Origin of the sequence: Spongiibacter tropicus DSM 19543 (assembly GCF_000420325.1) — a bacterium.
Classification (GTDB): domain Bacteria; phylum Pseudomonadota; class Gammaproteobacteria; order Pseudomonadales; family Spongiibacteraceae; genus Spongiibacter; species Spongiibacter tropicus.
Genome location: NZ_ATUS01000001.1, coordinates 271,720 through 283,359 on the forward strand (window position 1 = coordinate 271,720; position 11,640 = coordinate 283,359).

The following is an 11,640-nucleotide window of genomic DNA, read 5'->3' on the forward strand; positions in this document are numbered from 1 at the left end:
TGTTGCTTGGATTCCGCGATTACTCGCCCCAGGGGTTAACCTGGGGCAGCCCTGCTTAGACTTCCAGCAGAATACGCGCGGGATCTTCGAGGAGGTCCTTGATAGTCACCAGGAACTGAACGGCATCTTTGCCATCGATCAGGCGGTGATCGTAAGACAGTGCCAGGTACATCATAGGCAGGATTTCCACCTGACCATTGACGGCCATCGGACGCTCCTGAATTTTGTGCATACCCAGAATTGCGGTCTGCGGCGGATTGAGGATCGGCGTTGACAGCAGCGAGCCGAACACCCCACCGTTAGTGATGGTGAAGGTACCACCGGTCATTTCATCGATACCCAGCTTACCGTCGCGAGCGCGCAGACCAAAGTCACGCACCTTGTCTTCCACCTTCGCCAGGCTCATTTCGTCAGCATCGCGAAGCACCGGCACGACCAGACCTTTTTCCGTTGACACCGCGACGCCGACATCTTGATAGCCGTGATAAACCACGTCATCACCATCGATAGAGGCATTGACTGCAGGGAAGCGTTTCAGCGCTTCGCAGGCCGCTTTGACGAAGAAGCCCATGAAGCCGAGACGGGTACCATTGTGGCTCTTTTCAAACAGGTCCTTGTATTGCTTGCGCAGCTCCATGACCGGTTTCATGTTGACTTCGTTGAAGGTAGTCAACATCGCCGTAGTCTGGCTGGCTTCCAGCAGACGCTCGGCGATACGCTTGCGCAGGCGGGTCATCGGCACGCGCTTTTCAACACGCTCACCAGCGGGCACATCAACGGCTGCCGGGGCCGGAGCGGCCGCAGCAGGCTTCGCCGCTGGCGCCTGATAATTCATCACATCTTCTTTAGTGATCAGACCGCCTTTGCCAGTGCCGGTCACTGCACTGGCATCGAGGCCTTTTTCCTGCAGCGCCTTACGCGCCGCCGGGCTGATCTTCAGATCATCGTTGCTGGCCTCTGCCGCCTTTGGCTCTTCGGCAGCGGCGGGAGCTGCGGGGGCCGCCGCCTCGCCAGCGGCACCTTCCTCAAACAGCGCGACGACTTCGTCACTCAGAACGGTGTCGCCTTCCTGCTTGATAATTTCTCGCAGCACGCCGTCAGCGGGCGCTACCACTTCCAGAACGACCTTATCCGTTTCGATATCAACCAGCGGCTCATCACGGCTGACCGATTCACCAACCTGCTTGTGCCAGGTAGCGATGGAGCCATCGGCTACGGATTCAGGAAACGTCGGCGCTTTGATTTCAGTACTCATCTCTTTCATCCTGTCTTTGTCTATCGCAACACGCGTCTACAGCGGCGTTGTCAGTTGTCTGCGGTTCAGGCTTAGAGCTTCAGAGCCTGGCTGATAAATTTCTCTTGCTGCTCAAGGTGCAGGGCCATGTATCCGGCCGCTGGCGATGCCGACGGTTCGCGACCGACGTAACCCAGCAACAGATTTTTCTCTGGCTTGAAGCTGCGAATAACACGAGCCATACGATGGCGACTGTTATACCAGGCCCCCTGGTTGCGCGGCTCTTCCTGACACCAAACCACTTTCTTCAGGTTCGGATACTGGGCAATAACTTCGCGCAGATCATCGTAGGGGAACGGGTACAACTGCTCCAAACGCACAATAGCAATCGAGTCTTTACCGTGTTCGCGGCGCGCGGCACGGAGGTCGTAGTACACCTTGCCACTGCACAGGATCATGCGCGTTACTTTAGACTTATCGATATCGTCCGTTTCATTGATCACATTCTGGAACTGGCCATCCGTCAGCTCTTCCAGCGTCGATACCGCCTCTTTATGACGCAGCAGGCTCTTCGGCGACATCACCACCAGCGGACGACGCAGCGGACGAACCACCTGTCGACGCAACATGTGATAGACCTGTGCCGGCGTCGAGGGTACACATACTTGGATATTGTGCTCTGCACACAGTTGCAGGAAGCGTTCCAGGCGCGCCGAGGAATGCTCCGGCCCCTGCCCTTCATAGCCGTGAGGCAACAGCATGGTCAGGCCACAAAGACGTCCCCACTTTAACTCACCACTGCTGATGAACTGGTCTACTACGACCTGCGCACCATTGGCGAAGTCACCGAACTGTGCCTCCCAGATCACCAGCGCATTGGGCTTGGTGGTTGCGTAACCGTACTCAAACGCCAGTACAGCTTCCTCTGACAGCAGCGAGTCGTAGATATCAAAGTTCGGCTGACCGTCTTCGACATGCTGCAAGGGAATGTAGCGACTGGCGTCTGTTTGATTGTGCAGCACCGCGTGGCGGTGAGAGAACGTACCGCGACCCACGTCCTGCCCAGTCAAACGAACCGGATAGCCGGATTTCAGCAAGGTGCCGTAAGCCAGGGTCTCGGCAAAGCCCCAATTGATCGGGGTCGCACCCACAGCCATCTTGCGGCGATCTTCATAAATCTTGGACACCTGGCGCTGAACACTGAAACCTTCTGGAATCGCGTTCACTGCTTCCGAAACTTCCTTCAGAAGTTTGGCATCAATACGCGTGTCACCGGGTACGTCCCAGGCATGGCCGAGGTACGGCGTCCAGTCGACAAACAGCTCTTTGTTGGGCTCTTTGACCAGACTTTTCGCGACGTGCTGACCATCGTCCAATGCCTGGCGATAATCATCCGCCATTTTGTCTGCAATGGCCTTATCGATAACCCCTTCGTCCAGCAGCTTGTTGACGTACAGTTCACGAGTGCTTTTCTGCTTGCCAATCTGCTTGTACATCAGCGGCTGGGTACCGGACGGCTCATCAGCCTCGTTGTGTCCACGGCGGCGATAGCAGATCAGATCGATCACGACATCTTTGCGGAATTCCTGGCGGAAATCAGCGGCCAGTTGCGACACGAAGAGTACCGCTTCCGGGTCATCACCATTCACATGGAAAATCGGCGCCTGCACCATTTTGGCAACGTCAGTACAGTATTCCGTAGAGCGCGCATCTTCCTGCAGGCTAGTGGTGAAACCCACCTGGTTATTGATGACTACGTGAATGGTACCGCCGGTTTTGTAGGCGCGGGTCTGAGACATCTGGAACGTCTCCATCACCACACCCTGCCCAGCAAAGGCCGCGTCGCCGTGCAATACAATCGGCACGACCTGATCACCAGCCGGGTCGCTACGGCGATCCTGACGGGCCCGCACAGAGCCTTCAACCACCGGAGAAACAATTTCAAGGTGAGAGGGGTTGAATGCCAGTGCCAAGTGAACTTCACCACCCGGCGTCATCACATTCGACGAGAAGCCCTGATGGTACTTCACATCGGCAGACCCTTCGTACTGCACCTTGCCTTCGAACTCATCAAACAGTTCGGCAGGATTTTTACCCAGCGTATTGACCAGAACGTTGAGACGACCGCGGTGCGCCATACCGATCACGATTTCCTTCGCACCGTATTCACCGCTGCGCTGGATCATCGCATCCATCATCGGGATCAGACTTTCACCGCCTTCAAGGCCGAAACGTTTGGTACCGGGGTACTTGGAGCCCAGCGACTTTTCCAAGCCTTCAGCCGCTGTCAAACGCTCAAGCAAATGTTTGCGCGCTTCAGAACCGTACTGCGGCTTTGAACGTACACTCTCCATACGCTGTTGAATCCATGCGCGCTCGCGGGTATCGACGATGTGCATGAATTCGGCGCCAACGGAGCGGCAGTAGGTCTGACGCAGCGAGTCGTAAATCTCTCGCAAGGTCGCCTGATCTTTGCCGATGTACAGGCTGCCAGTCTGGAATACCGTGTCAAAATCGGCTTCGCTGAGCTGATGGTATTGCAGCTCCAGATCAGGCACTCCGTGGCGCTGCCAGAGGTTCAGCGGATCGAGCTGAGCCTCCTGATGACCGCGCTGGCGATAGGCACTGACCAACTGAATAACGCGAACCTGCTTGCGCTCGTGGTCACTGACTTCGCTGCTGGCAGACTCGGCGGCACGTACCGGCTGTTTGGCCAGATGGGCAAAGTGGTCACGAATTGGAGAGTGGGGAATATCGCGAATAGAGGCTTCGCTGACACGGGGGAGTTGTTGAAAATAATTTCGCCATTCTTCGGGAACGGCATTGGGATCAGTGAGATAGGTTTCATACAGGTCTTCAACGTAACCCGCATTGCCACCCGATATATGGGAGCTCTTCCAAAGAAGCTCCATTGACGCTTTCTGCATTCCTGTCCACCTAATCACAAGAGGAGTGATCGCCGGATGCTGCATCGTTCCCGATAAGGCGCTCTGCATGACAAACACCCACAGCGTTCAGTGTACGCTGCGAGGCCGGCATAAACCACAGCCCGGATGGGCCATTTCCCTCTCTATACGTTTTCTATCTCGCTAGTGCCGGTAAGCACCGAGTTGTACTTTGTTCCGGTGCCATGGGTAGACACCAAGGGACACAATACGCGCAGATGACAGCCCTATCTTCGCAGGGTCTGCTTGGGGCCTATTTTCATAGGCCCCTGGGCAGCATTAGCTTGCCCGGTTGAGCAACATATTACGGATATGACCGATAGCTCGCGTCGGGTTCAATCCTTTCGGGCAAACGTTGACACAGTTCTGAATTCCATGGCAACGGAAAACACTGAAAGGATCATCCAGCTCGCTCAGTCGCTGCTCAGTCGCTGTATCGCGGCTGTCGGCCAGGAATCGGTATGCCTGAAGCAGACCACTGGGGCCGATGAAGCGATCGGGGTTCCACCAGAAAGACGGGCAAGCGGTTGAGCAACATGCACAGAGAATACACTCGTACAGACCATCCAGCTTCTCACGCTCTTCAGGTGACTGAAGACGCTCAATAGCAGGAGCAGGCTCGTTGTTAATCAGATACGGCTTGATCTTCTCGTATTGCTTGTAAAACAAGCTCATGTCGATCACGAGATCGCGAATCACGGGCAGACCCGGCAGCGGGCGCAACACCAGCGTGCTGCCACCTTTGCCATTTTTCAGTGCTTCAGAAACAGGCGTGATACACGCCAATCCGTTTTTACCATTGATGCTCATGCCATCAGAACCACATACACCTTCGCGGCAGCTGCGACGGAAGGTCAGTGACGGGTCCTGAGCTTTCAGCAGCTCCAGAACATCAAGCACCATCAGGTCTTTACCACCGGTATCGATCTCGGTGTCCTGCATGTACGGTTCCTGATCAACTTCAGGATTGTAACGATAGAGACTGACTTTCAACATTTTCTCTTCTCCCCTGATCAGTAGGTACGTACTTTCGGCGCAAACGCTTCGCGGGTTTTCGGCGCGAAGTTTACTGCACGCTTACCAACACGTTTTTCGCCAGGGAAATACATGGAGTGACACAGCCAGTTTTCGTCATCACGATCCTGGAAGTCTTCACGAGCATGTGCACCGCGGCTCTCTTTGCGGGCCTCCGCAGCAACAGCGGTTGCCTCGGCGACTTCAAAGAGGTTGTGCAGCTCAAGCGCTTCAATACGCGCTGTGTTATACGCGTTGCTCTTGTCTTCCAGATGCGCGTTTTCAATACGGCCACGCAGCTCTGCCAGCTTCTTGATACCTTCCTGCATGAAGTCACCGCGACGGAATACGCCGAAGTGATTCTGCATGATGCCTTGAAGCTCGGTGCGCAGCGCGGAAACTTTCTCACCACCTTTGCTGCTGTTCACGCGGTTCAGACGGTCATTAGCCTGTTCCAGATCGCTCTCAGAAGCATCGCGCATTTCAACGCCTTCACGCAGCGCTTTTTCGATAAACAGACCAGACGCGCGGCCGAATACCACCAGATCCAGCAGTGAGTTACCGCCCAGACGGTTGGCACCGTGTACCGACACACAGGCCACCTCACCACAGGCGTACAAGCCGGGGATAATTTGATCGTTTCCGTTTTCATCCACCGTCAGTGCCTGACCGTGAATGTTGGTCGGGATACCGCCCATCATGTAGTGGCAGGTCGGTACAACGGGAATCGGCTCTTTTACCGGATCAGCGTGAGCAAAGGTACGGCTCAGCTCACAGATACCAGGCAGACGGCTTTCCAGCACTTCTTCACCCAGGTGATCCAGCTTCAGGAATACGTGATCGCCATTCGGACCACAGCCACGACCTTCAAGGATTTCCAGAGTCATTGAGCGTGCAACCACGTCGCGACCCGCGAGGTCTTTGGCATTCGGCGCATAACGCTCCATGAAGCGCTCGCCGTCTTTATTGATCAGGTAACCGCCTTCACCACGACAACCTTCTGTAACCAACACACCCGCGCCGGCAATCCCGGTCGGGTGGAACTGCCACATTTCAATATCCTGAACGGGGAAGCCAGCGCGCAGCGCCATGCCCACACCGTCACCGGTATTAATGTGTGCGTTGGTGGTTGATGCGTAGATACGGCCCGCGCCACCCGTCGCAAATACGGTAGCCTTGGACTTCACGTACACCACTTCGCCGGTTTCGATGCAGATAGCCATCACGCCGACGACGGCGCCGTCCTGGTTCTTAACAATGTCAGTGGCATACCACTCGTTAAAGAACACCGTGTTGTTTTTCAGGTTGCCCTGGTAAAGGGTGTGCAGCAGTGCGTGACCGGTACGGTCAGCAGCCGCACAGGTGCGAGCAGCCTGACCACCCTCACCGAAATTTTTGGACTGCCCGCCGAAAGGACGCTGATAAATACGGCCTTCTTCAGTACGGGAGAACGGCAGCCCCATATGATCCAGTTCAAATACCGCCTCGGGGCCCACACTGGTCATGTACTCGATCGCGTCTTGGTCACCGATGTAGTCAGAACCCTTTACGGTGTCGTACATATGCCACTGCCACTGATCCTGGGGATCAGCGCTGGCGATTGCACAGGTAATACCGCCCTGGGCAGATACAGTGTGAGAGCGCGTTGGAAAAACTTTTGAAATTACGGCCGTCTTGTAACCAGACTGAGCCAATTGCAGCGCAGCACGCATGCCGGCACCGCCACCACCGACGATTACGCCGTCAAAGGTCATTGTGCGAATATTAGCCATTTCTTAACTCCAAAGAATCTGGATGCCCCAAACGAGGTAGGTGAACAGAACAACGCCCGAAAGAGCTTGGAATGCCAGGCGCAGGGCAAGACCCTTGGACCCCATCATTCGCTCGGTCAGATAATCTGTAGACACTGCCCACAGTCCGATCCAGGCATGCGCAACCACTGACAGCACAGCCGCCGTACTGAACACTCGCATGAACGTTGAAGAAAAGAATGCGCTCCACTGAGCGTAATCCAAATCGCTTCCTGCAGAGAGCAGGTAACCGGCAACTACAATAAAGTAAGCCAGCAGCACCACGCCTGAGACGCGCTGCACGATCCAATCAGCTACCCCGTTACGGGCAAAACTTGTTACAGACTTGACTACCATACCCACAACCCCGTCAGTACAACCAGAACCGCTGTCGCGATCAGCACCAGCTTGGCACCGCGCTCACCGCCTTCCATCGACTCACCAATACCCGCATCCATCACCAGGTGCTTAACACCTGCCGCCGCGTGGTAGCTAATACCTACCAACACCGCCCAGACAACCAGCTTGCCCCAGAATGATGACAGGCATTCTTTCGCCTGAGCGAAGCCCTCAGGACCACTGAGACTGGTGCCCAGCAACCAAAACAGCACGGCCATGCCGGCCACAAGAAACACACCACTGGCGCGATGCAAAATAGAGGTATATGCGGTAATCGGCAGTGCGATTGTCCCGATATCCAGGTTCACAGGTCGTTTGTCGTTCACGGTATTCCACACTTTATTTCTGGCCCATCATGGTACGGGCGGTTCAACGGAAGTGGATCTAAGCTCACCGGGCTCTCCTTCCCGGTTTTCTTCTACAGAAGTGCGTGATAGGCGCAAGCACAGGGGCTCCAGAAGAAACGCCGCGCATTATAGGACCATAGAAAGGCAATTACAAACATCGACTAAGGTCCAAATAGCGGCTTAAAGCACCTGTATATCAAGGGCTTAAGACACTATTTCGCCCTATTATGACGCCATAAAAAATCTGGCGCGCCATTTTGGAGCACGCAGCCCGGGATCGCCCCGTTATAGTTAGTTTTGAATCAGCAATTCCCTGTCCAAGCTTGGCAAGGTAAGATGTATTCAGCGTTGACAAAATGTTTTAGCTCTCTATATTTGTGACTCCCCACTTGGGGAGCCTTTCCGTTGTTGCGCCCGGCACCACCTCGCCGGCTAGCAGACAACGGGGACCACCGCCAAAAGCTACGAATCAAAAAGCAACAGGAGCCCGTCAAATGAGCGATAAAAAAGCCACTCTGAGTATCGATGGCAAAACGCTGGAATTGAACGTACATTCCGGCACCATTGGCCCGGACGTGATTGAAGTTGGCCCTCTGACGGGTAACGGATACTTCACCTACGATCCCGGCTTCGTCTCTACCGCCGCTTGCGAATCTAAAATCACCTACATCGATGGCAACGAAGGCGTTCTGCTCCACGGCGGTTATCCTATCGAGCAACTGGCCGAGCAATCCGATTACCTCGAAACCAGCTTCCTGCTGCTTTACGGACACCTGCCCAACAAGGCTGAGAAAGAAGCGTTTGTAAACAAAGTCCGCATGCACACGATGGTCAATGACCAGATGAGCACGTTCTTTAAAGGCTTCCGCCGCGACGCTCACCCGATGGCCATCATGTGTGGTGTCGTCGGTGCGCTGTCCGCCTTCTATCATGACTCGCTGGACATTAATGACGAGAAACACCGCGAAATTTCAGCAATTCGCCTGATCGCCAAAATGCCCACCCTGGCTGCCATGACTTACAAATACACCATCGGCCAGCCTTTCATGTACCCCCAGAACCACCTCAGCTACTCAGAAAACTTCCTTCACATGATGTTCGGTAACCCCTGCGAACCCAGCAAGGTTAGCCCGGTTCTTGCACGCGCGATGGATACTATCTTCCTGCTGCACGCTGACCACGAGCAAAACGCGTCAACATCTACTGTTCGTCTGGCTGGCTCAACAGGCGCCAATCCATTCGCCTGTATCTCTGCAGGTATCGCAGCACTTTGGGGACCGTCACACGGCGGCGCCAACGAAGCGGTACTGAACATGCTGGAAGAAATTGGCGACGAAGCCAATGTCGACGCCTGCGTGGCTCGCGCCAAGGACAAGAACGACCCCTTCCGCCTGATGGGCTTTGGTCACCGCGTTTACAAAAACTTTGACCCCCGCGCCAAAGTGATGAAGCAAGTAGCAGACGAAGTACTCGGCGAGCTGGGTATTGACGATCCGCTGCTGAAAGTCGCCAAGCGCCTGGAACAAATCGCTCTGGAAGACGAATACTTTGTCGAGAAGAAGCTCTACCCCAATGTGGACTTCTACTCCGGCATCATTCTGAAAGCTATCGGCATTCCGACCAGCATGTTCACGGTAATCTTTGCTCTGGGCCGTACCCCGGGCTGGATTGCTCACTGGAACGAAATGCACGCTGGCGCCTCGCGCATCGGCCGCCCCCGCCAGCTCTACACTGGCCCCGCCAAGCGCGACTTTGTCCCTCTGGACAAGCGCTAAGAAAACAAAAAACCCTGCCTCGGCAGGGTTTTTTTTGGCTTGATTTCGACAGTCAATCAACGGGTTTTGTATTCAATACCCATTTCAGCACCGTCAATCGCTTCCTGATAGTTCCCCATATCCCGCTGCAGTTCCACGCCGTCCTTCATCAGCAATTTACTTTTAAACTTCACCGATGACTCGGTCTTTTCTTTCGGCGCAAACCACTGTTCAGACCCAAAGCGATTATCGCCGTTTTCCGGCAATGGCTCGCCACTGACCACATCCGCTGGCACCGTCAAATCCAGCACCACCGGCGGCGCCGGCTTTGCCACTGGGGGCAACGGCTCAGCGTCGGGTTCTTCAATCATGATCACTGGCTCAACCACCTGCAGGCAACAATCAGACATAGATCGCTGCTGCCACCACCAGGCTGACGACAACACCAGTACGCCAAACGCGACCAAGAGCAATGACCTCATGTGTTCTCCAATACGTATTTACTTACAGCGCAAGCAATGAAGGATATCACCCACTTGGATAATTGACCCGCCTCACCAGCCCCGCATAATGCGCCACCAACACTAACAAAAAGCGAGGATTTTTCCATGGGCAGATTATCAGGCAAGGTCGCGATTATTACTGGTGCCGCGCGCGGTATGGGTGCAGTCACCGCCCGCCGTTTTGTTGAGGAAGGCGCCAAGGTTATCATCGCCGACCTGCTCGACGACGCCGGAGAGAAGCTCGCGACAGAACTGGGCGCCAGTGCCCGCTACGTTCATGCCGACGTTTCTCAGGAAAGCGACTGGCAGGCATTGATCCACGCAGCGGAAGACTTCGGACCGCTCAACATCCTCGTCAATAACGCGGCCATCCTTCACGCTGCAGCGATTGCCGACAGCGACGGCGACGACTACATGCGCGTTATCCGAGTAAACCAACTGGGCCCCTACCTTGGCATCCGAGCCGCTATCGCACCGATGAAAGCCGCGGGCGGCGGCTCGATTATCAATATTTCATCCATTGACGGCCTGCAGGCTAAGAATGGCCTGAGCGCCTATGTGTCATCGAAATGGGCGGTGCGCGGCCTGAGTAAGTCAGCAGCGATTGAGCTTGGCCCCTACAATATACGCGTCAACACCGTACACCCCGGCGGCATCTTCACGGATATGCATGGTGCGGGTGAGAACAGTGAGCCCTCAGAGCAAGACAACGCCTTTTACGTCAACCACCCCCTCCCTCGCGTTGGCCTTCCTCAAGAAGTGGCAAATATGTCGTTGTTCTTAGCCAGTGATGAAAGCAGCTACTCCACCGGCTCGGAGTTTATTGTGGACGGAGGCTGGAACGCCGGGCTGCGCCTGGACCTATTGCCAAGCTCCTGATCCCTGGTGGGGTTTTCAGGCCCGCGCCCAATATTCTATAGTGCCTCATCGGTCATCTGCGACAGGAGAGGCACCATGGACACTGATATACATAGCCTGAATCTGTTATTTGAGCAGCTCGGACTGCCATCCAGCGACAGCGAGATTGCCAGCTTTGTTGCCAGTCATCGTCCGCTACCCGCCGAGCTACCCCTTCACCAAGCCGCTTTCTGGACGGAAAGTCAGTCTGCATTCATCAAGCAGGCGATCGACGATGACGCCGACTGGGCAGAATGGGTGGACGAACTCGACGCGCTGTTACGCCACTAGCTTTGCCTCCATTAAACGCCGCTCGGCACATTTACAGCGGCCCCTCTCCCGAAGGCGAATCGCCCTTGTCTGGCGCAGCTTGCGACTTGGGCTGGGCATTTTCACGACGCGATTCGGCGATATTTTCCTGCGCCCGCTCCAGCTCGCGTTCCACTGACTCCACCATCGCAGACCAGCCTTGAATCAACGCTTTATTCGCATTTTCGATAATGCCGCCCAGTGAACTTTCCTCATCCCGTTTACGCGCTTCCTGTAACTGTCCACTGAGTTCATCGAGACGCGACTCTATCGTTACCAGTTGCTGACTTAGCGCCGCACGGTAAGCCTGCTCGTCCCGGTACTGCCAGTATTCAAAAGCGGCAAACAGCAGCACAATAATCCCCGCAAAGATCACACCCGACGACATTTTCATACTATGCTCTCCCTCTTTGTGTGCAGCAAAGCAGCGATTGTAAGTGTTTTGCCG

Annotated in this window: 11 protein-coding genes; 3 read left to right on the forward strand and 8 right to left on the reverse strand. The window is 55.2% G+C overall.

Features of this window, described 5'->3' with window-relative positions:
• Nucleotides 1-55 precede the first annotated feature (55 nt).
• The 6 genes from odhB to sdhC form a co-directional block, all read right to left on the reverse strand.
• Nucleotides 56-1,255, reverse strand: a complete 1,200-nt coding sequence (gene odhB, locus G411_RS0101400; RefSeq protein ID WP_022957379.1) for a 2-oxoglutarate dehydrogenase complex dihydrolipoyllysine-residue succinyltransferase — start codon at nucleotides 1,253-1,255, stop codon at nucleotides 56-58.
• 71 nt (nucleotides 1,256-1,326) lie between these two features.
• A complete protein-coding gene (locus G411_RS0101405; RefSeq protein ID WP_022957380.1) occupies nucleotides 1,327-4,161 on the reverse strand; it encodes a 2-oxoglutarate dehydrogenase E1 component in 2,835 nt (944 codons plus the stop codon).
• A 297-nt stretch (nucleotides 4,162-4,458) separates the two neighbouring features.
• A complete protein-coding gene (locus tag G411_RS0101410; protein WP_022957381.1) occupies nucleotides 4,459-5,175 on the reverse strand; it encodes a succinate dehydrogenase iron-sulfur subunit in 717 nt (238 codons plus the stop codon).
• 17 nt (nucleotides 5,176-5,192) lie between these two features.
• Nucleotides 5,193-6,965 carry a succinate dehydrogenase flavoprotein subunit gene (gene sdhA, locus G411_RS0101415; RefSeq protein ID WP_022957382.1) on the reverse strand — a complete coding sequence of 591 codons (1,773 nt, stop codon included), beginning with the start codon at nucleotides 6,963-6,965 and terminating at the stop codon, nucleotides 5,193-5,195.
• A gap of 3 nt (nucleotides 6,966-6,968) precedes the next feature.
• Nucleotides 6,969-7,340, reverse strand: a complete 372-nt coding sequence (sdhD, locus tag G411_RS0101420; protein WP_022957383.1) for a succinate dehydrogenase, hydrophobic membrane anchor protein — start codon at nucleotides 7,338-7,340, stop codon at nucleotides 6,969-6,971.
• Nucleotides 7,334-7,708 (reverse strand): succinate dehydrogenase, cytochrome b556 subunit, encoded by a 375-nt coding sequence (sdhC, locus tag G411_RS0101425; RefSeq protein WP_022957384.1) that lies wholly within the window; start codon nucleotides 7,706-7,708, stop codon nucleotides 7,334-7,336. The genes sdhD and sdhC overlap by 7 nt, the downstream gene beginning before the upstream one ends.
• Before the next feature lie 515 nt (nucleotides 7,709-8,223).
• On the opposite strand from sdhC, the gene G411_RS0101430 reads away from it, so the two are divergent.
• Nucleotides 8,224-9,504: a citrate synthase gene (locus G411_RS0101430; protein WP_022957385.1), complete on the forward strand. Its 1,281-nt coding sequence runs from the start codon at nucleotides 8,224-8,226 to the stop codon at nucleotides 9,502-9,504.
• 56 nt (nucleotides 9,505-9,560) lie between these two features.
• Here G411_RS0101430 and G411_RS0101435 read toward each other — a convergent pair whose 3' ends face one another.
• A complete protein-coding gene (locus G411_RS0101435) occupies nucleotides 9,561-9,965 on the reverse strand; it encodes a hypothetical protein (protein WP_022957386.1) in 405 nt (134 codons plus the stop codon).
• Nucleotides 9,966-10,091: 126 nt separating this feature from the next.
• Here G411_RS0101435 and G411_RS0101440 point away from each other — a divergent pair, with 126 nt between their 5' ends.
• A complete protein-coding gene (locus G411_RS0101440) occupies nucleotides 10,092-10,865 on the forward strand; it encodes a glucose 1-dehydrogenase (protein WP_022957387.1) in 774 nt (257 codons plus the stop codon).
• 75 nt (nucleotides 10,866-10,940) lie between these two features.
• Nucleotides 10,941-11,174: a DUF2789 domain-containing protein gene (locus G411_RS0101445; protein ID WP_022957388.1), complete on the forward strand. Its 234-nt coding sequence runs from the start codon at nucleotides 10,941-10,943 to the stop codon at nucleotides 11,172-11,174.
• Between the two features lie 31 nt (nucleotides 11,175-11,205).
• On the opposite strand, the gene G411_RS0101450 is transcribed toward G411_RS0101445, so the two are convergent.
• The gene (locus G411_RS0101450; RefSeq protein ID WP_022957389.1) at nucleotides 11,206-11,586 is read right to left on the reverse strand and encodes a hypothetical protein; all 381 of its coding nucleotides are present in this window, start codon (nucleotides 11,584-11,586) and stop codon (nucleotides 11,206-11,208) included.
• Between the last annotated feature and the right edge of the window lie 54 nt (nucleotides 11,587-11,640).

Bases quoted from the DNA above. Each gene is read 5' to 3' on its own strand.
- sdhA (WP_022957382.1), bottom strand. From the start codon at position 6,965: ATGGCTAATATTCGCACAATGACCTTTGACGGCGTAATCGTCGGTGGT.
- G411_RS0101435 (WP_022957386.1), bottom strand. From the start codon at position 9,965: ATGAGGTCATTGCTCTTGGTCGCGTTTGGCGTACTGGTGTTGTCGTCA.
- G411_RS0101450 (WP_022957389.1), bottom strand. From the start codon at position 11,586: ATGAAAATGTCGTCGGGTGTGATCTTTGCGGGGATTATTGTGCTGCTG.
- G411_RS0101405 (WP_022957380.1), bottom strand. From the start codon at position 4,161: ATGCAGAAAGCGTCAATGGAGCTTCTTTGGAAGAGCTCCCATATATCG.
- G411_RS0101445 (WP_022957388.1), top strand. From the start codon at position 10,941: ATGGACACTGATATACATAGCCTGAATCTGTTATTTGAGCAGCTCGGA.
- G411_RS0101410 (WP_022957381.1), bottom strand. From the start codon at position 5,175: ATGTTGAAAGTCAGTCTCTATCGTTACAATCCTGAAGTTGATCAGGAA.
- sdhD (WP_022957383.1), bottom strand. From the start codon at position 7,340: ATGGTAGTCAAGTCTGTAACAAGTTTTGCCCGTAACGGGGTAGCTGAT.
- G411_RS0101440 (WP_022957387.1), top strand. From the start codon at position 10,092: ATGGGCAGATTATCAGGCAAGGTCGCGATTATTACTGGTGCCGCGCGC.
- odhB (WP_022957379.1), bottom strand. From the start codon at position 1,255: ATGAGTACTGAAATCAAAGCGCCGACGTTTCCTGAATCCGTAGCCGAT.
- G411_RS0101430 (WP_022957385.1), top strand. From the start codon at position 8,224: ATGAGCGATAAAAAAGCCACTCTGAGTATCGATGGCAAAACGCTGGAA.